Origin of the sequence: Streptomyces sp. R-07 (assembly GCF_049913175.1) — a bacterium.
In the GTDB taxonomy this organism is placed as follows: domain Bacteria; phylum Actinomycetota; class Actinomycetes; order Streptomycetales; family Streptomycetaceae; genus Streptomyces.
The window spans coordinates 1,027,724-1,046,786 of the sequence record NZ_CP183978.1; the positions used below are offsets into that span (position 1 = coordinate 1,027,724).

Genomic DNA, 19,063 nt, shown 5'->3' on the forward strand with positions numbered 1-19,063 from the left:
GCCGGCGTCGCTGCTGGAGACCTTCCCGGAGGCGGTGGTGGGGAAGGCATTGTGGTGGGAGGGGCACGTCCTGGAGGTCCTGCACGGTCTGCCGCCCGGGGCCGAGCCGGGCACGGCGCCCCGGCCCGAATACGGGCCGGACCGCTCGCTGACCGCCCGCCAGCGGGCCAAGGCGGCCGAACTGTCCGCTGCCGGGCACCGGGTGAGTGCCAGCACAGTCGCCCACCGCCGGCGCCGCTACCAGGAGCACGGGGTGATCGGCCTGGCTGACCACCGGCCGGTCCGCAAGAGGCCGCGGTTCGGCGAGGTGGACGACGCGGTGGTCACCGCGATGCGGCAGGCGATCGACGAGGCCGTGGACGCCTCGACCCGCACGGGCACGTTCCTGCTCTGGCGGACCGGCGAGATCCTCAAGGCCTCCCCGGAAGGACAGCAGGTCAAGCTGCCCTCGCAGCGGACGCTTTACCGGCTGTTGGCGAAGCTGACCGCGGGCACCCACACGACCGGCTCCGCCACCACCCGCCGGTCCAGGGCTCACGGAGCCCAAGGACCGCATGGCGAACTGCCGGTGTTCGCCCCGGGTGAGGTCATGCAGATCGACTCCACCCCGCTGGACGTGCTGGTCCGGCTGGACAGCGGCGTCGCTGGCAAGGTCGAGCTGACTGCGATGGTCGATGTCGCGACGCGGACGGTGACCGCGGCGGTGTTGCGGCCGACCACGAAGTCGGTCGACGCCAGCGCTCTGCTGGCCCGCACCGTCACGCCCGAACTCATGCGGCCGGGCTGGGTGGACGCGTTGAAGATGTCCCGCTCTGTGCTGCCGCACCGCCGGCTGCTGGCCCTGGACGAACGGCTGGAGCATGCCGCCGCACGGCCGGTGATCGTCCCGGAGATGATCGTCTGCGACCACGGCAAGGCGTTCATCTCCCGCAACTTCCGCTCGGCCTGCCGGTTTCTGGAGATCGAGTTCCAGCCGACGCACAAGGGTTCGCCCTTCGAGAAGGGGCACATCGAGAAGATGCTGGGCTCGGTGGCCACGCTGTTCGCCCAGTTCCTGCCCCGCTACGCCGGCCGCAACAGCGACCACCGCGGCCGTCACCTGGAGGGCGAACGCCTATGGTCGCTGCTGGAGTTGCAGGATCTGCTGGACGAGTGGATCGTCGCGCACTGGCAGAACCGCCCCCATGACGGCCTGCGCGACCCCGCTCATCCGGGCCGGCTGTTCACGCCGAACGAGAAGTACGCCGCCCTGGTCGAGGCCTGCGGCTATGTCCCGGTCGCCCTCAGCGGTGACGACTACCTCGAGCTCCTGCCCGCCGAGTGGCGGGTGGTCAACGACTACGGCATCCGGATCAAGAACCGCACCTACGACAGCCCTGAGCTGGGGCGGATGCGCCGTCAGGACTCCGGCATCCGGGCGAAACGGGGCCTTGGGGAGGTCCACCGCGACCCCTACGACGTCTGCCGCATCTGGGTACGCGACCACCGCCGCGACAACACCTGGGTCCAGGCCACCTGGAAATACCTCAACCGGGTCCCGGGCCCCTTCGGCGACCTGGCCTGGGACCACGTCAGTCACCAGCTGCCCCGGGCCACCGAGGCGGAGATCGCCGACGCGGTCGCCGCCCTGCTCACCCGGGCCCACGCCGGCCCGCAGACCGAGACCGGCCCCCAGTCCAGCAAACGCGACCGCCGCGTCGCCGCCCGCACGAAGGCCGCCGGTCCCGTCACACCGGCCTCCGCCGGCGCCGGCACCTCCTGCGAGGACGCTCCGGAAGAGTCCGAGGAGACGCTGGCCGAGGTCATTCCGCTCGGTTTGTTCGACCGGCTCGAGGACCCCTGGAAGCGCCCCGGACGACACCCCCGCCCCAGGAGACCGAGCGGCACCTGACCACCCTCGACGGCTGGCGTCGCTTCATCGAGGAGGCACCGCCCCCGCCGCCCCGGCTCACGGACGACGAATACGACGCTCTGGGTGAGGCCGGGCAGGCCGCGTTCGACGAGGCCCGCCTGGACCATCACGCGAGACTGCTGGTGGTCCGCACCTCCGTCGTCCGGCACACCGTGACCTGCGGTCGCCGCCTGGTCCTGCTGAACCAGCACGCGATCAGCGCCCGCCGGGGCCTGATCGTCTCCGGCGCCGCCGGCACGGGCAAGACCATCGCGATCACCCAGCTCGGCCGGTCCCACGAACTGCTGGACCGGGCCCGCCGTCCCGCCGCGGCGGACCGCATCCCGGTCATCTACATCACCGTCCCGCCCGCCGCGACACCCCGCATGATCGCAGCCGAGTTCGCCCGGTTCCTCGGCCTGCCGGTGATGGCCCGGATGAACATCACCGATCTCATCGAGGCCGTCGTCGGGGTCTGCACCGACTCCCGCACCGGCATGGTGCTGGTCGACGAGCTACACAATGTCTCGCTCGCCACCCGGCACGGCGCCGAGGTCGCCGACACCCCTGAAGTACTTCTCCGAGCGCATCCCCGCCACGTTCATCTACGCGGGCATCGACATCGAGCACAGCACCCTGCTGACTGGCACCCGCGGAGCCCAGATCGCCGGCCGTTTCACCCTGATCCCCACTCGCCCGTTCCCCTACAACAGCGAGTGGCGGGGCCTGGTCGCCACCATGGAGGACACCCTGAACCTGCGGCAGCACAAGCCCGACACCCTCGCCAAGCTGGACCGCTACCTCCACGACCGCACCGGCGGCATGATCGGCGCCCTCTCTCACCAGGTCCGGGGCGCCGCGATGGACGCGATTCTCGACGGCTCGGAGAAGATCACCAAGGCGGGACTCGAAGCCGTCCCTCTGGACGTCGCCGCCGAGGCTCCCGAGTTCCGCAGTCCTGGGGGCGTCCGTTGAACGACGAGAGGCTCCGGCTCCTGCCCGTTCTGGTCCGGCCCCAGGCCAGCGAGGGCGTCCGGGCCTTCATCGTCCGCTTGGCCCAGGCCAACCACCTTCCGCCCCTCTACCTGCGGACTTACCTCTGCGAACCGCCCCAGCACCGCGGTCTCCCCAGCTTCGGCCGCTTGGCCGCCATCACCGGCCGGGACGCCGAAGCCCTCCGGGTCACGCTGGAGACCAAGCGCTGTCTGGAGTGCGGCGCGGCCATGCCTCCCCTCGGAATCCTCGGACGCCAGGCCCTCAGGTGTTCCCGGTCCTGCCGCCAGAAGGCCTACCGAAGACGTCATCCGAACGCCCAATGGGAACAAATCCCCTGCAGGCAATGCGGGCAGAGCATGCGGATCCGTCCCGGAGGGCGCCAGCGCCTTTGTTCGTCGCGCTGCCGTCGGGCCGCCTTCCTCGAACGGCAGCAAGCCCGCGCAGAACGGGCAGAACAAATCGACTCATCCGGACCACGAGCTTGACCCGTCTGCGGCGAACCCATCCCGCCCGGAAGCTCGTCACGACGCCGAACATGCTCCCCACGCTGCCGTCAGCAGGCACAACGCTGGCGAGAGGCTCAGGCCCGCACAGTTCCGCCTCTCGAACCTCCGCCACCGCCCACACCAAGGTCTGGCCCCGTCTGCGGGGAAACGCTCCCATCTGGCCCTCGCCACGGGCTTCGACGGACCTGCTCTCACCGATGCCGCCAGAAGGCATATCGCCAGCGGCAGTCACGAACCTGCGAGGTCTGTGGAGATCTGCTGCCTCCGGAGAAGCAGGGCCGGATGTGCTCTCACCGATGCCGCCAGAGGGCATACCGACAGCGCATGGCAGACACATGGCTTCGTCGATGAACGCGAGAACGGTTGATGCCGAGTTCAGGCAACAGATGTTGATCAAGCGGGTCCAGAATGTTGTCGAGTTCCGAGAACAGTTCGCCGAGAGACGGCGTTGTCAGTGGGTTCTGCCAGGGTGTGCGTCGTGGATGAACTGGTGGAGCGTGTCGACCGTCAAGATCGTGTCCTGGGGGTGGTCACCCGTCGGCAGGCCATCCGGGAGGGGTGGCTGCATCGAATCGCCTCGACGGTGTGTCGTGATGAGCGTGGCCGGATCCTCGTCCATCGGCGGTCGGAGCATCTGTCGCGCTTCCCCGGGCTCTATGAGGTCATGGTCGGTGGCGCCGTGGATGCCGGCGAATCCTATGAACAGGCTGCCGCGCGGGAGCTGGTCGAAGAGCTGGGCATCCGTGGCCTGCCGCACTTGCTGTTCACGTTCATCAACCGCAGCGGCTTGAGCCCTCACTGGCTCGGCGTGCACGAAGCCGTGGTTCCCGACGCTGTGACCCCCGATCCCGATGAGGTCGCCTGGCATGGCTGGCTAACCGAGTCGGAGCTTCACTCGGCCCTGTTGGAGTGGCGCTTCACTCCCGACAGCCATGAAGCCTTCAGCCGGTATCTCGCGTTCCGGACCGCGCAGTCCTGACCTTTCCCGCCTCTTCGATCGGGCCCCTCAGCCCAGGGACTGTTCGGCTCGGGCGCGAGTGGTCCCGAAGCAAGCACCCAGGTGTTTCCAGAACTCAGCGACATCACTCTCCCGTGGATCCGGGCGTTCTCGCTGCTGAGCGACGGACGCTCTCCAAACTCACCTACAAAGCCAAGACGCACCCCGCCACCCTGAGGCGGTCAAGGTTCGATGACAACGGTCAAAGTTCGCGTGTCACAGGACAACGGACGAAGGCACCCCCTAAGGGCTGTCCCATAAATGTTCCTGAGGGAGCATCGCCCGAGCGTGCCGCGCTGCAGCTGGTGGAAGTGGATGGTGTGACTGTCCGTGGCGGTGTAGAGAGCGATGGGAAGCGAGACGAGACCGAAGGAGACCACACCGGTCCATACAGGTCGGGCCATCAGGGACCACCACCTCGTCGTGCCTTTCGTGCCGCCCGGCGTCTTCCCGTTCCTCGGTTGATCACTCGAACCGGCGGGAGGTCAGCCGCGGGCCTGGGCCGCCACACTCCCTTGCCGGCGCGGCACGACGGGCATCCGACGGCGGCTCTGAGTGACAGACCCCCGGGGACGGCGTTACGACGCGGCGGCTGCTGGCGAGCAGACGGCGTATGCCTGCAAGCTCACCTGCTCGGTGGTGTTGTTGTGGGCGTTGGTGCCCCATGCGTCGGCGCGGCCGTCGGCGTTCGCGTCGCCGGGGCCCGAGAAGGTCACGCTCACGTTGGCACCGTGGGGAGAGACGTCGTAGCCCCCTCCGGTAGCGACCTCTCCGGCGTCGCAGTATGCCGCGGCGAACTCGGTCGCGTTGCCTGCTACGGGCACGACGGTGCTGCGTACGATCCGGGACGTTGCACCACCGTTGCTGCCGCCGTTGGCTGGAGGAGCGGGGTTGGTCTGCGTGGCGCTCTGGTTGCAGCTGACGTTCTGCGTGCCGGTGAAGGTGTTGCCCTTGCCGACCTGGCCGGCTGGGAAACAGGCGAGGGTGAGTGAGGGGGTGTTGAGCACTGAGGAGGTGTCGAGGATGGACAGCAGTCCACCCTCGTCTTGGGCCTGTGCGACGGTGGTGTGGAGGGAGACGATTGCGGCTGCGGCAGCGCCGATGGCGGCGATGGTCCGGGTGAGCCTCACGGTGGGTCCTTGTCATCGAGGGCGGACTGGCCTGGCTGCGGCCTGTCCCGATCAACGTGACAACAGGTCCTCGGTCGGACGGGTAACCGTGTGCCATCCAGACGGCCCATGCCAGCAATCACTCCCGCGGCGGTACGGGCGATCCGCTACTCACTCATGCCGGTGATCCTGCCAGGTGGGGCTGACACCGCAAGAGCAGCTGCGGGCGAACGAGGAGATGGTGAACTCGTCGATCGTGGACCGGTAGCTGGTGAGGCCGCGGGTCATGCAGGCGGCGCCGAGCTCGATCGAGCTGGTCGTGGTCCGGCCGGACGCGCGTGTGATGCCGTCGAGGAAGGGGCCGCTCGCGACGGAGCCTCCTTCGAGGGTGAAGGACTGGGCATCGCCACGGAACGTCGGCTGGTTGATGACCGACTTGCTTCCGTCGCTCCAGCTGATCGTCACTTTGGCTTCTCCCGGGCCAATCGGGCCGGGACACGCGGCCTCAAGCGAGGCTTCGAAGCGGACGACGCCGCCTGTGATCTTCGGGTGCTTGGCCGACGTGCACAGGCCCATGTCGCCGCCCGTGAGCTGCACGGTCTACTTGCTGAAGGTGATGCCGGGGTTGTATTGCAGGTCGATGTCGCCGCCGCTACAGGAGATGCTGCCGGTCTCGGCCTGCGCCGTGGCGGAGGCTGTACCGAGGGGATGAGGGCGATAGAGGCGGCGGCCACTGCTGCGAGAAGGCGCGTGCGCACTTCGGTGTCTCTTTCCTGTTTGGGCCTGGACAACCGGGCTCCAGCGAGCCCACCGGGTACAACGATGTTCCCCGGCGATGAGCAACGCATCGATTCGACGCCCCAAGAACCCGACTGCCAGCATTTCGCCACCCACTCGGCTGTCCGGCCCCAGGCCGGGGGGCTATATGGCACGCCTGCCCGTGGGAGATCCATCACGGTTGAGATTCCGTTCGAGCTGATCTTGCTGAGATCGGACAGTCATGACGGTCGGCGCCCGGTTCAGCAAGCTGGCGCTGCATTTACGGGACAACCCTTAGCCCTGCGGGACGTCCCTGACGAAGACGAGCCCCTCGATGGCCGCCAGGTGGGCCGGGTCGAACGGCGCGTAGCCGAACCAGGGAGACACGCGCGTCGCGGGCCTCGCGTCGCCGAGGACGGCGGCCAGCCCCCGGGCGTCGACGACACAGCGGTCCTCAGGAAGCACGTACAGGAGTCCTTCGACGGTGTCCGGCGGCGGCACGTCCACTCCCTGGTGCCGGATCGTGCCGAGGGCCATGGCCACGAAGGCATACTCCTCGCCGAGCTCCTCGCTCACCAGCGCACCGGCGCTCCACCACTCCAGCGGCTTCCCGCCCATCCGCATCGAGCTCTTCCCCCGCTGGAGGTGGGAGTTGTGGGCGTGGACGAACACCGGGCCCCGGTCGGCGACCGCGAGGAGGTTCCGGGCCATCATCCGGTCCCGCACACCGACGAGGCGGGCCAGGCGAACCTGCGAGGTGTCGGCCATCCAGTGGTGGTAGCGCAGCAGACCGAGGGCGGTGCGCCCGTACAGGCGCGCCCGGTCCCAGTCGTCCCGCGAGGTCGCCGCGATCAGGTGCGGCCCCTGCTCGTCGAGCAGCTCCACCAGTTCGTCGGCGAGCAGCCGCAGTCGGCCGGCCTCGGCCGACCGGCCGACGGACCGGGCCGGGTCCGTCATCGCGGCGGGCTCGGTCCACCGGTCGTCGGTGCCGAGCAGGTCGTCGAGGGTGTCCGCGGTGCAGGGGAGCAGGTCCGCGTCCACCCGGGCCGCCAGGTAGTCGTGGAGTGCGGTGAGGGCCCGCCGGGGGCTTTCGGCTCCGGTGATCTCCAGCGGGCCGTCGAAACCGGCGAAGCGGAGCCGTTCGGACGGGGGCCGGCCCTCGTTGTACGCGCGCATCCAGCGCACGAGTTCGCGGTTGGCCGCGGAGGCGCCCCAGCCGTGGCTGAATCCGTGCTCCATGACCTCGTCGAGGGTGCCCGTGCCCGAGGTGACGTGGTCGTCCACGGCCAGGCCCTTCAGGCAGTCGGTCTCGAGCGCGATCGTCCGGTAGCCCTCCTGCTCGACGAGCTGCCGGAAGAGCTCGTTGCGCAGTTCGAGCAGAGTGTCCTCGCCGTGGGTGGGCTCGCCGAGGGCGAGCAGCCGGGGCCGGGCCGGGAGCAGCCTCATGACGGCGGCAGCGTCGACGGCATGGGCGGTGTCCTTGATGTCAGTCGCCATGCCTTCAACGCTATCGTTGAACCTTCGGTGGAGACTTTTCTCTGCCGTGGCCGCGAACTCCCCCAGTGGCAGCCGGGATATCGTCGGTCTCATGGGGAAGAACCTTCAAAGCGGTGTGCGGCTGAGGCCGATCGATCTGGCCCGTCGGCACGATCTCTCCACGCAGGCGATCAGGAACTACGAAGAGGCCGGCATCCTCCCCGCCGCCGATCGCTCGGCCCACGGCTACCGCACCTACACCCCGCTGCACGCGGCGGCACTGCGCGCGTTCCTCGCCCTGCTGCCCGGCCACGGCCACCCGACGGCGACGGCGATCCTGCGGGCCGTGAACGAGGGCGCGCTCGACGAGGGGTTCCGCCTGATCGACGAGAGCCACGCCCAGCTCCTCGACGACCGGCGGACCCTCCGGGCCGTGGAGAGCGCCCTCCGCGACCTGGATCCCGCCTCGGCTCCCGCCCCGGGCTCGCGGCCCGACCCCGGCGGCACCTTCATCGGGCCGCTGGCCGAGAAGCTCGGCATCCGTCCCGCGACGCTGCGGAAGTGGGAGCGGGCCGGTCTCGTCCGTCCGCGGCGCGACCCTCGGACCGGGTACCGGGTCTACGACGAGGCCGCCGTACGGGACGCCCGGCTGGCCCACCAACTCAGGCGGGGCGGATATCCGCTGGACCGGATCGCCCCGCTGGTCGCCCACGTGCGGGCGGCCGGAGGCCTGGAGCCGCTGGAAGCCGCGCTGACCGACTGGCACGGTCGGCTGTCGGCCCGTGGGCGCGCGATGCTGACCGGTGCGGCGGAGCTGGAGGCGTACCTCCGCGAGCGCGGCTGAGAAGGCTCCGCATGGCAGGATCGCCGCCATGCAGACGCATCCGCTCCTCCTCGAAGCCCGGAGCCTGTGGGAGGAACTGGCCCACGCACCACGGTCGTTCCCGCCCGCGGGCGGCGTGAACGTGATCGTGTCCCCGGAATCGGGGCTGTGCCCGCCCGGCTGGGTCGGGGTGGTCGCACTCGGCGGATCGGCGCTCGTGACAGCGCCGGACGAGAGGGCCGCAGCGACCGTGCGGGCCGCCCTGGCGGGCCTGCCCGTGACGGCCCTGGTGGATGCCGACTCCGTCCGCGCGGCGCTGCCCGTGACCGGGGTGCTCGGCCCTGCCGCCCTGTCGTACGTGTCCCCGGAAGGGTTCCGCCCGGCCGCCGCCCTGTCGCCGGTGGACCGACTGCCGGGCGGCCATCCGGCGCTGCGCGTCCTGGAGGAGAGCGCCGGCCGGGACGACTCCGCCGAGGCCGCCCTGGACGACATCACCTCACCCGCGTTCGTGGTCCACGAGCAGGGCCGGGTGGCCGCCGCCGCCGGATACGAGGCCTGGCCCGGCCGCACCGCCCACCTCAGCGTGCTGACGGCCCCGGGGGCACGCGGCCGCGGGCTCGCTCGGGCGGCTGCCTCGGCGGCGGTCGCCCACGCACTCGCCGCCGGTCTCCTTCCGCAGTGGCGCGCACGTCCCCCGGCCTCCCGGCGGGTCGCCGCCGCGCTGGGCTTCGAGGAACTGGGCGCCCAGCTCTCCCTGGAGCTCGCCCCGAGCGAACCGGCACCAGCACCGTTTGCGACACTCCTGCCATGATCACCAAGGACGGCACCCCGCTCTTCACCCAGTTCACCGCCCCCGGGGCGCTGCCCGACGGTCTCGTACCGGCCCTCGTCGACTGCTGGACCGAGGTGAGCGACGCGGGCGGCGCGGCCGGCTTCCCCTTCCCGCCGGTCGACCCGGCCGAGGTCACCGCCGCGGTCGACCGCATCGTCGCGGGACTCGACCCGGCGAGCAGCCGTCTCGTCGTCGCGACGGTCGACGGCGCCCTCGCGGGCTGGCTGTGCCTCCGCCGCGACACCTTTGCGCTGATCGCGCACTGGGGCACCCTGCACCACGTCCAGACCCGCCTCGGCGTACGCGGCCAGGGCATCGGCGCGGGCCTGGTGCGGCACGCCCGCGCGATCGCCCGCGAGGAGATGGGCCTGGAGCAGCTGCGCCTCGCGGCACGGGGCGGCGTCGGGCTCGAAGAGTTCTACGGCAGGCTGGGCTGGCGGGAGATCGGCCGCTGGCCCGGAGCCCTCCGCCTGGCCGCCGACGACGACCGCGACGAGATCCTCATGGTCCTGGCGCCTCTGTGACCCCGTCCGGCCCGCCGCCGCGACCGCTGTTCCCACCACGCCGATCCCGTACGACCCGGACGACCCGAGTGATCCCGTACCCCAGCAGCCACGGCAGCACCGTGATGCCGAGGACGTACACGAGGAGGTATCCGACGAGGTCGTCGGTCTGGGTCGGCCGGCCCCGCGGCAGGAGCATGGCGGTCGCCGAGACCCCCACCGGCACCAGCGGCAGCAGCACCGTCCAGAGCCACGGCCACGGTCCGGGCCGCCGTGCGCACCACACCCCCGTCGCGCCCATGAGGAAGGGCCCGAACGGCACCCACAGCAGCACCGGGTAGAACAGCAGCATCCACCACTCGTCCCCGTACCCGAACATCATCGAAGCCCCCCGGACCCCTCGCCCCCACGTCCTTCCCAGGACGACGCGCGGACGGACCGGTCCAGTTCTCCGCGATTGGCCTTGGTCCGCGGTTTTCCGTCCCCGGTACGGTCGGTGGCATGCGCATCCGAATCGTCGACGCCTTCACCGACCAGCCCTTCTCCGGCAACCCGGCCGGAGTCCTGCTCCTCGACTCCTTCCCCGAAGACGCCTGGCTCCAGAAGGTCGCCGCGGAGGTCAACCTCTCCGAGACGGCCTTCGCCCACCCGCTGCCCGCAGGCGGCGAGGCGGACTGGGCCCTGCGCTGGTTCACCCCCACCACTGAGGTGGACATGTGCGGCCACGCCACCCTGGCCACGGCGCACGTCCTGCACACCACCGGCACCGCGAGCGGCACGGTCCGCTTCACGGCTCGCTGCGGCGTCCTGATCACCACCGCCGAGGGCGACGGCACGATCACGATGGACTTCCCGACCTCCTCCCTCACCCCGCTCCCCGTTCCCGAGGGCCTGGAGAAGGCGCTCGGCGCCGAGATCGTCGCCGTCCACGACACGGCCGACCACATCGGCGACCTCGTCGTCGAGCTGCGCGACGAGACCACCGTCCGCTCCCTCGCCCCGGACTTCGCCGCTCTGAAGAGCCTCTCCACGCGCGGCATCATCGCGACCGCCGCCGCCGAACGCCCGGACAGCGGATACGACTTCGTCTCGCGCGGCTTCTTCCCGGCCGTCGGGATCGACGAGGACCCGGTGACGGGCAGCGCCCACACCGCGCTCGCGCCGTACTGGTCGGCCAGGTTCGGCCGCGAGGAGCTCACCGGCTTCCAGGGCGGCGCCCGCACGGGCCTCGTCCGCACCCGCCTGCGCGGCGACCGCACCCTCCTGAACGGCCAGGCCGTCACGGTCATCGAGGGCGACCTGCGCGCCTGACGCACGAGAGGGGGCGTACGGCTCAAGCCGCACGCCCCCTCGTCGGCGTCCCGTCACACGGTGGGCAGCCAGCCCACCTTGCCCGCCAGCAGCCCGTACCCGACGAAGGCCACGATGTCGAGCAGCGCGTGTGCCACGACCAGCGGCCCGACCCGCCCCCAGCGGCGGTACAGCAGCACGAAGACCACGCCCATCACCATGTTGCCGATGAAGCCGCCGACCCCCTGGTAGAGGTGGTACGAGCCGCGCAGCACCGCGCTCGCCACCAGCGCGGCCATCGGCGACCACCCCAACTGGCCGAGTCTGCGCAGCAGATAGCCGACGACGATGACCTCCTCCAGGACGGCGTTCTGCACCGCCGAGAGGATGAGCACCGGGTATTTCCACCACACGTCGGGCAGCGACTCGGGCACCACCGTCAGGTTGAACCCGGAGGCCCGCGCCCCGAGGTAGAAGGCGAGGCCGGCGCTCCCGATCCCCGCCGCGACCAGCACCCCGCGCCCGAGGTCCGACCACGGCCGGGTCCGGTCGAAGCCGATGGCCCGCAGCCCCGCGCCCTCCCGCAGCAGCAGATGGGCGACGAGCACCACCGGCACGAGCGCCGTGGCGATGCCGAAGAGCTGCCAGGACAGGTCGAGCCAGGGCCGCCCGGGAGCGTGCGAGGCGTTGAGCGTCGCCGCCTGTTCCTTGAGCGCTCCCGGCCTGGTCAGCGAGCCGATGAAGCTGATGAGCGACGCGACCGCGCTCGCCCCGAGCGAGAGCGCGAGCACGATGAGCGTCTCGGAGCGCAGGACACCGCGCGGCAGGCCGTCGGGGGGCAGGGACGCGTCCCTCAGTCGTTGCTCCGACACCACACCTGTCTCCACTTCCCCCTCGCGGGCTCACGCCGTCCGGTGGTCCCGGCCGGCCGGGACCACCTTGACATGATCACCCATGCTCCGCCGGGAGACCTCGGGGAGCGATCGGGACGGGGTCAGTCGATCCCCACGGGCCAGGTGTGCACCGGCTCGCCCGCGAGCATGAGCGTCCGGTACCGCCGGGTGGTCGCCGCGAGGGCGGCCTCCCTGTCGAGGCCGGAGTCCAGGGCCCGGTGGAAGGTGTCGGCCTGCCAGGAGGCTCCGTTCACCCGCCGCAGACAGCGCTGCTCGATCACCCCGAGGTAGAAGTCGCGGTCGGCCGGCTCGATGTGCCAGGCGTCGAGCCCCGCCGCGGCGAGCGGCAGCAGCTCGTCGAGGACGAGGCGTACGGCCGGCAGGGTCGCGATGCCGCCGGCGCGTCCCGCGCGGGGCCAGCGCAGCTCCGCCTCGATGCCGTGACGGCAGGCGGTGTCGAAGTTGGCCTCGGCGTCCTGGAAGGCCATCCGCTTCCAGACCGGCCGGGGGTCGTCGGCGAGCGAGCGTACGAGCCCGTAATAGAAGGCCGCGTTCGCGATCACGTCGGTGACGGTCGGCCCGGCCGGCAGCACCCGGTTCTCGACGCGCAGGTGCGGGACCCCGTCGACCCAGCCGTACACCGGCCTGTTCCAGCGGTAGACGGTGCCGTTGTGCAGGACCAGCTCCTGGAGGCGCGGCACCCCGCCCCGGTCGAGGACGAGAAGCGGGTCCTCCTCGTCGCAGAGCGGCAGCAGGGCGGGGAAGTAGCGGACGTTCTCCTCGAAGAGGTCGTACACCGAGTCCACCCACCGCTCACCGAACCAGGTGCGCGGCCGTACGCCCTGGGACTGCAGCTCGGGCGGCCGGGTGTCGGTGGCCTGCATGAACAGCGGCGGCCGGGACTCGCGCCACAGCTCGCGGCCGAAGACGAAGGGCGCGTTGGCGCCGAGCGCGATCTGGACGCCGGACACGGCCTGCGCCGCGTTCCACACGGCGGCGAACCGGGCCGGTGTCACCTGGAGGTGCAGCTGCACCGAGGTGCAGGCCGCCTCGGGCACGATCGACTCCGAGGTGCACAGGAGGCGTTCGACGCCGTGGATGTCGAGGGTGAAGTCCTCGCCGCGGGCGGCGAGGATCTGGTCGTTGAGAAGCGTGTAACGGTCGTTGTCCGAGAGGTTCTCGGGGACCAGGTCGTGCTGGGCGAGCGTGGGAAGTATCCCGATCATGACGACGCCCGCGTCGAGTTCCGCGGCCTTGCGGTCGGCATATCCGATGCCGGTTCCGATCTCTTCCGCGAGCCGGTCGAATACGCGTCCGTCGAGCTGGTGGGGCGCGATGTTCACTTCGAGGTTGAACATTCCGAGTTCCGTCTGGAAATCGGTGCTGGCGATCTTTTCGAGAACCGGGCCGTTCAGCATCCTGGGCAGCCCGTCGGCGCCGGCGAGATTGAGTTCGATCTCCACGCCCATGAGATTGCGCGGCCGGTCGAACCTCTTCTCCGCGAGGAGTCGCGCGAGCCCCGCCAGACACTGCTGGAGCTTTCTCCGGTACTGCTGCCGGTCGGACGGGCCGAACCCGTCGGCCACGACCTTCTCCCCCATCGAAGCGTCCCTCCACGAGTGGACGGCCGCCAGGACGGCCGCGCGTCACGGACGATGATGCCCACCCCGCTGATCCACAACGCCTGCGGAACCGGCCTCTCGGAGGATAGGCTGGACGGAGCGCTCCACCGGCACATCCCGAAGGCAAGGAACACTCGACATATACCAATGTCGTATTGTCCTGTGATCCGGGGTAGGAATTCAGCCGTCCGCCTTCGCGAGGAATACGCAGGTGGGAGCGGTATCGTCCTCGTGATTCCGCTTCAACTCCCTGCGATTACGGCCTGATGACGCCTTGTCAGGAATATCCGCAGGGTCTAGCGGAAACACTGTGTGAACACGTGTCGTATAAACTCCGCGGACGAGGCAGAGTGTTGGCGCCCGGTCATGGCCTCATGGCCCCTCTCTGGCCCCGCCGCCGACAGCGCCGTCGTACCTGCCCACGCATCACCGTGTCTCCTGAGCGAGAGGCGACCCACCATGCTCCGACCCTCCCCGGCCCCTGCGCCGGCCCTCCGCAGTGTCCTCGCGGCCCTCGGCTCACCGACCGCCGTCCGCGAGCCGCGAACTCCCGCACTGCGGGCCGCACAGGGACCGCTGAGCCCCGAACACCCCCTCCCCGTGTACGTCCTCGGCGTCACCGGAGCACCGGGGCTCGCCCCCCACACCCGGCTCGCCGGCTGGCGTTTCCTCATCCGGAACGGGGACCGGGCGATCGCCGCCGCGGAGACCATGCTCACCCCGGACGGCTGGGCCTTCTCCCACTTCTTCGAGGGCCCGTACGTCTCCGCCACGGAACGGGCCCTGCTCCAGGCCGAGGCCCTGCCCGTCACGTACGAGCCGCGGCTGCTCTCCGTACCGGAGCTCTACATGCTGACCCTCTGGCTGCACGCCGGCCCGGAGCCGGACGGCACCGCCGTCGCCCCGGCCTCGGCCGACCTGATGGTGCCCCTGGCCCCCGCGCCCCCGGGGATCGCCGCCCACCGGCCCTACCAGGTCTCCGATCTCCTGCCCGTCCTCAGCACGCGTCTCGCGCCGCCGCCCCTCCTGGGCTCCCCGGCGCCCGCCTGATCCACCGCACGCGCGTCCCCGCCCCGTGACCCGGCCGGGCCACGGGGCGCACTCCTGTCCTGGCCGCGCGCCCGAACGCGCCGTCCGAACGCCCCTCCCATACGGACTAGCCCGCTGGGACCACCCCGAACCACCCGAAGAGACGGTGCAGTTGACCTGAACCGCCCCTGCGGGTGATGCGTCTTCCCAGGAAAGGACGAGCTGACGCGAAATACCTGCGGAAGACCGTCCGTGGGGCAAGACTGGGACCGGAACCGAACCGACCGACGGGGGCGGCCATGAAGGCGCAGAGCCGCAGGACATCCACCACGACGCAGCGAAAGAACCCACCCATGTGCCAGCACCAGCCTGCCTGTCCCACCGCCGACTCCGCCGACCGGGAGGCGGCCCGACCGATGGCACACCACCCGGAGCAGGGCTGGAGCCTGCTGTGCAACGGCGTCCTGCTCTTCGAGGACACCGGTGAACTGCTGCCGGACGGGCAGATCATCGCCCCTCACCGGCCGCTGACGGCGGGACAGGTGACGACCGCCGCCTGAAAGGGCGCGGGAGGACACCGTACGAGGGAAACGCCGAGGGCCGGCCCGGAGGAGAACCTCCGAACCGGCCCTCGGCTCGTGCTCAGTTGTCGTACTCGTCCATCGGCGGGCAGGAGCAGACCAGGTTCCGGTCGCCGAAGGCGCCGTCGATGCGGCGCACCGGCGGCCAGTACTTGTCCGCGGCCGAGACACCGGCCGGGAAGACCGCCTCGTCGCGGGTGTACGCGTGCTTCCACTCGCCGCCCAGCGCGGCCGCGGTGTGCGGGGCGTTGTGCAGCGGGTTGTCGTCCGCGGGCCACTGGCCCGAGGCGACCTTCTCGATCTCGGCACGGATCGCGATCATCGTGTCGCAGAAGCGGTCGAGCTCGGTCAGGTCCTCGGACTCGGTCGGCTCGATCATCAGCGTGCCGGCCACCGGGAAGGACATCGTCGGCGCGTGGAAGCCGTAGTCGATGAGGCGCTTCGCGATGTCGTCGACCGTGACCCCCGTCGCCTTGGACAGCGGGCGCAGGTCCACGATGCACTCGTGGGCGACCAGACCGGCCGGGCCGGTGTAGAGCACCGGGAAGTGCGGCTCCAGGCGCTTGGCGATGTAGTTCGCCGCGAGCACCGCGACCTGGGTGGCGCGCTTGAGGCCCTCGCCGCCCATGAGGCGCACGTACGACCAGGAGATCGGCAGGATGCCCGCGGAGCCCCACGGGGCGGCCGAGATCGGGCCGACGCCGGTCTCCGGGCCCGCGGTGGGCTGGAGCGGGTGGTTCGGCAGGTACGGGGCGAGGTGGGAGCGGACGCCGACCGGGCCGACGCCGGGGCCGCCGCCGCCGTGCGGGATGCAGAAGGTCTTGTGCAGGTTCAGGTGCGAGACGTCGCCGCCGAACTTGCCCGGCTTGGCCAGACCGACCAGCGCGTTGAGGTTGGCGCCGTCGACGTAGACCTGGCCGCCGGCCTCGTGGACCTCGGCGCAGATGTCGGCGACGTGCTCCTCGAACACACCGTGCGTGGACGGGTAGGTGATCATCAGCACGGACAGCTCGTCGCGGTACTGGGCGATCTTGGCCCGCAGGTCCTCGACGTCGACCTCGCCGTCGTCGGCGGTCTTGACGACGACGACCTTCATGCCGGCCATCACCGCGGAGGCGGCGTTGGTGCCGTGCGCGGAGGACGGGATGAGGCAGACCGTGCGCTGGAGGTCGCCGTTGGCACGGTGGTAGGCGCGGACGGCCAGCAGACCGGCCAGCTCGCCCTGCGAACCGGCGTTGGGCTGGATCGACACCTTGTCGTAGCCGGTGACCTCGGCGAGGCGCTCCTCCAGCTCGGTGATGAGCGTGACGTAGCCCTGCGCCTGCTCGATCGGCGCGAAGGGGTGGATCTGGCCGAACTCGGGCCAGGTCACCGGCTCCATCTCGGTGGTCGCGTTCAGCTTCATGGTGCAGGAGCCGAGCGGGATCATGCCGCGGTCGAGCGCGTAGTCGCGGTCCGCGAGCTTGCGCAGGTAGCGCAGCATCGAGGTCTCGGAGCGGTGCGCGTGGAAGACCGGGTGGGTCAGGTACGCGTCGGAGCGCAGCAGACCCTCGGGGAGCGTGTCCTCGGCGGCGGCGTCGAGGGCCTCGATGTCGGCCGTGACCCCGAAGGCACCCCAGACGGCGGCGAGCTGCGCCCGGCCGGTGGTCTCGTCGCAGGAGACGTACACCAGGTCGGCGTCGGCGCGGTAGAGGTTCACACCGGCCGCACGGGCGGCGGCGACGACCTCGTCCGCCTTGCCGGGCACGCGGACGGCGAGGGTGTCGAAGTACGAGCCGTGCACGACGTCGACGCCGCCGGCGGTGAGACCCGCGGCGAGGAGGGTGGCGTACCGGTGGGTGCGCTGGGCGATCTGCTTCAGGCCGTCGGGACCGTGGTAGACGGCGTACATGCCGGCCATGACGGCGAGCAGCACCTGGGCCGTGCAGATGTTGCTGGTGGCCTTCTCGCGGCGGATGTGCTGCTCGCGGGTCTGCAGGGCCAGGCGGTAGGCGCGGTTGCCGTCGGCGTCGACGGACACGCCCACCAGGCGGCCGGGCAGGGAGCGGGCGTGCTTGTCCTGCACGGCCATGTAGCCGGCGTGCGGACCACCGAAGCCCATGGGGACGCCGAAACGCTGCGTGGTGCCGACGGCGATGTCGGCCCCGAGCTCGCCGGGCGAGGTGAGGAGCGTCAGCGCGAGGAGGTCGGCGGCGACGGTGACGATCGCGCCGAGCTCGTGCGCGGCGTCGATCAGCGGCTTGATGTCGCGGACGGCACCGGAGGCACCCGGGTACTGGAGCAGGACACCGAAGACGCCGCGCTCGGCGATCTCGGCGGGGATGCCCTCGCTCAGGTCGGCGACGACGACCTCGACACCGGTCGGCTCGGCGCGGGTCTCGATGACGGCGACGGTCTGCGGCAGGGCGTCGGCGTCGACGAGGAAGACACCGTTCTTGACCTTGCCGACACGGCGGGACAGCGCCATGGCCTCGGCGGCGGCGGTGCCCTCGTCGAGGAGGGAGGCGCCGGAGGTGGGCAGACCGGTCAGGTCGGCGACCATGGTCTGGAAGTTGAGCAGCGCCTCCAGCCGGCCCTGCGAGATCTCGGGCTGGTAGGGCGTGTAGGCCGTGTACCAGGCCGGGTTCTCCATGACGTTCCGGAGAATGACCGGCGGGGTGAAGGTCCCGTAGTAGCCGAGACCGATCATCGGGGCGAGGACCTGGTTGCGGTCGGCGAGCGTGCGCAGCTCGGCGAGGACCTCGGCCTCGGTGCGCGCGGCCGGCAGGCCCAGCGCTTCGGCGTTCTTGATCACGTCCGGCACCGCGGCGGCCGTGAGCTCGTCGAGCGAGCCGTAACCGACCTGGGCGAGCATCTTGGCCCGGGCCTCGGCGTCGGGCCCGATGTGCCGCTGCTCGAACGGGATGCCCTGTTCGAGCTCGGAGAGCGGAGTGCGGTTGGCGGTCATGTACGGAGGCCTCCTGGTCGTCACGACCTGCGAGGGGCACCACGGCGCGGGTACCCGGACGGCCTCCCCCTCTGTCATCTCAACCTGAGAGTTTCACCGGCACGCCTCGCGGCACGCCGACTTTCACCGTCGGTGAGAGCGGAATGCCGTCAGGCATCCCGCTCTGCTTTCCAGAGTGACCTCGTCCGCGCGGTACAGGGGCCTGAGAGATTCCGGGGAGGATTTGCTCCTTCGGCGCCCACCGGAAGATTTCTCCGGGGGACTCTCCCGCACGGGGTCGACAGCCACAACCAGCCTACCAGCGAGGTTGCGGCTCCCATCGCTCAAGTGGCCGACATCCCAGTTGTGCACTTTCGTAGGGGTGTAGAGCAGTTGCGACCAGTTGGAGGGACCGTGCAGACCGATATCGATCCGCGCAGCCTGATCGGCCGCAAGGCGTTCGACCGGAACGGCCACAAGATCGGAACCGTGGACGAGGTGTACCTGGACGACGCGACCGGCATCCCCGAGTGGGCCGCGGTCCGCACGGGCCTGTTCAGCCGGGACGCCTTCGTCCCCCTGGAGCCGAGCGACCTGCTCGACGACGGCCTCCACATCCCGTACGAGCGGGCCCTGATCAAGGACGCCCCCGACTTCGGCGTGGGCCGCCATCTCTCCCCCGAACAGGAACTCCAGCTCTACCGCCACTACAGCCTCGCCCTCCCGCCCCCGCCCACGGACACCCCGGACAAGAACTTCGGCCGCCTGGCAGGCCAGGACGGCGCCTGAGAGCCCCACAGGACGAAGCGGCGACGGAAAAAGGCCCGCAC

Annotated in this window: 16 protein-coding genes, 1 pseudogene and 1 riboswitch; of the genes and pseudogenes, 10 read left to right on the forward strand and 7 right to left on the reverse strand. The window is 70.7% G+C overall.

The window, feature by feature from the left end:
• Positions 1-331: 331 nt before the first annotated feature.
• The 3 genes and pseudogenes from ACN9M0_RS04755 to ACN9M0_RS04765 all read left to right on the forward strand — a co-directional run bounded on the left by ACN9M0_RS04755 (position 332) and on the right by ACN9M0_RS04765 (position 4,372).
• Entirely contained in the window at positions 332-1,891 is a 1,560-nt protein-coding gene (locus ACN9M0_RS04755) for a Mu transposase C-terminal domain-containing protein (protein WP_426405282.1), read from the forward strand.
• Positions 1,840-2,866, forward strand: a pseudogene (locus ACN9M0_RS04760) (TniB family NTP-binding protein). The gene ACN9M0_RS04755 and the pseudogene ACN9M0_RS04760 overlap by 52 nt, the downstream one beginning before the upstream one ends.
• A gap of 1,005 nt (positions 2,867-3,871) precedes the next feature.
• Complete coding sequence (locus ACN9M0_RS04765) at positions 3,872-4,372, forward strand: NUDIX hydrolase (protein ID WP_366041724.1); 501 nt, start codon at positions 3,872-3,874, stop codon at positions 4,370-4,372.
• Positions 4,373-4,968: 596 nt separating this feature from the next.
• On the opposite strand, the gene ACN9M0_RS04770 is transcribed toward ACN9M0_RS04765, so the two are convergent.
• The 3 genes from ACN9M0_RS04770 to ACN9M0_RS04780 all read right to left on the reverse strand — a co-directional run bounded on the left by ACN9M0_RS04770 (position 4,969) and on the right by ACN9M0_RS04780 (position 7,755).
• Positions 4,969-5,520: a hypothetical protein gene (locus ACN9M0_RS04770; protein ID WP_366041725.1), complete on the reverse strand. Its 552-nt coding sequence runs from the start codon at positions 5,518-5,520 to the stop codon at positions 4,969-4,971.
• 150 nt (positions 5,521-5,670) lie between these two features.
• Entirely contained in the window at positions 5,671-6,096 is a 426-nt protein-coding gene (locus ACN9M0_RS04775; RefSeq protein WP_366041726.1) for a hypothetical protein, read from the reverse strand.
• Between the two features lie 456 nt (positions 6,097-6,552).
• Complete coding sequence (locus ACN9M0_RS04780) at positions 6,553-7,755, reverse strand: erythromycin esterase family protein (RefSeq protein ID WP_399699987.1); 1,203 nt, start codon at positions 7,753-7,755, stop codon at positions 6,553-6,555.
• Positions 7,756-7,846: 91 nt separating this feature from the next.
• Between ACN9M0_RS04780 and ACN9M0_RS04785 the strand changes: the two genes are divergently transcribed.
• Genes ACN9M0_RS04785 through ACN9M0_RS04795 form a run of 3 tightly spaced genes read left to right on the forward strand, consistent with a single transcriptional unit; the run spans position 7,847 to position 9,913 of the window.
• Positions 7,847-8,578, forward strand: a complete 732-nt coding sequence (locus ACN9M0_RS04785) for a TioE family transcriptional regulator (protein WP_399699990.1) — start codon at positions 7,847-7,849, stop codon at positions 8,576-8,578.
• 28 nt (positions 8,579-8,606) lie between these two features.
• Positions 8,607-9,368, forward strand: a complete 762-nt coding sequence (locus ACN9M0_RS04790; RefSeq protein WP_399699992.1) for a GNAT family N-acetyltransferase — start codon at positions 8,607-8,609, stop codon at positions 9,366-9,368.
• On the forward strand, positions 9,365-9,913 hold the full coding sequence (locus ACN9M0_RS04795) for a GNAT family N-acetyltransferase (RefSeq protein ID WP_426403173.1): 549 nt from the start codon (positions 9,365-9,367) through the stop codon (positions 9,911-9,913). The genes ACN9M0_RS04790 and ACN9M0_RS04795 overlap by 4 nt, the downstream gene beginning before the upstream one ends.
• On the opposite strand, the gene ACN9M0_RS04800 is transcribed toward ACN9M0_RS04795, so the two are convergent.
• Positions 9,891-10,274: a hypothetical protein gene (locus tag ACN9M0_RS04800; RefSeq protein WP_366041731.1), complete on the reverse strand. Its 384-nt coding sequence runs from the start codon at positions 10,272-10,274 to the stop codon at positions 9,891-9,893. The genes ACN9M0_RS04795 and ACN9M0_RS04800 overlap by 23 nt on opposite strands.
• 119 nt (positions 10,275-10,393) lie before the next feature.
• On the opposite strand from ACN9M0_RS04800, the gene ACN9M0_RS04805 reads away from it, so the two are divergent.
• On the forward strand, positions 10,394-11,203 hold the full coding sequence (locus ACN9M0_RS04805) for a PhzF family phenazine biosynthesis protein (RefSeq protein ID WP_399700001.1): 810 nt from the start codon (positions 10,394-10,396) through the stop codon (positions 11,201-11,203).
• 53 nt (positions 11,204-11,256) lie between these two features.
• Here ACN9M0_RS04805 and ACN9M0_RS04810 read toward each other — a convergent pair whose 3' ends face one another.
• The gene (locus ACN9M0_RS04810; protein WP_426405283.1) at positions 11,257-12,039 is read right to left on the reverse strand and encodes a CPBP family intramembrane glutamic endopeptidase; all 783 of its coding nucleotides are present in this window, start codon (positions 12,037-12,039) and stop codon (positions 11,257-11,259) included.
• Between the two features lie 137 nt (positions 12,040-12,176).
• Positions 12,177-13,676, reverse strand: a complete 1,500-nt coding sequence (locus tag ACN9M0_RS04815; RefSeq protein WP_426403174.1) for a glutamate--cysteine ligase — start codon at positions 13,674-13,676, stop codon at positions 12,177-12,179.
• 480 nt (positions 13,677-14,156) lie between these two features.
• Here ACN9M0_RS04815 and ACN9M0_RS04820 point away from each other — a divergent pair, with 480 nt between their 5' ends.
• Entirely contained in the window at positions 14,157-14,747 is a 591-nt protein-coding gene (locus ACN9M0_RS04820) for a hypothetical protein (RefSeq protein WP_366041734.1), read from the forward strand.
• A gap of 332 nt (positions 14,748-15,079) precedes the next feature.
• The gene (locus ACN9M0_RS04825) at positions 15,080-15,286 is read left to right on the forward strand and encodes a DUF5999 family protein (protein ID WP_366041735.1); all 207 of its coding nucleotides are present in this window, start codon (positions 15,080-15,082) and stop codon (positions 15,284-15,286) included.
• A gap of 82 nt (positions 15,287-15,368) precedes the next feature.
• On the opposite strand, the gene gcvP is transcribed toward ACN9M0_RS04825, so the two are convergent.
• On the reverse strand, positions 15,369-18,254 hold the full coding sequence (gene gcvP / locus ACN9M0_RS04830) for an aminomethyl-transferring glycine dehydrogenase (RefSeq protein ID WP_366041736.1): 2,886 nt from the start codon (positions 18,252-18,254) through the stop codon (positions 15,369-15,371).
• Positions 18,255-18,434: 180 nt separating this feature from the next.
• Positions 18,435-18,534, reverse strand: a riboswitch (glycine riboswitch).
• Between the two features lie 113 nt (positions 18,535-18,647).
• Between gcvP and ACN9M0_RS04835 the strand changes: the two genes are divergently transcribed.
• Positions 18,648-19,022 (forward strand): PRC-barrel domain-containing protein, encoded by a 375-nt coding sequence (locus ACN9M0_RS04835; RefSeq protein WP_426403175.1) that lies wholly within the window; start codon positions 18,648-18,650, stop codon positions 19,020-19,022.
• Positions 19,023-19,063 lie beyond the last annotated feature (41 nt).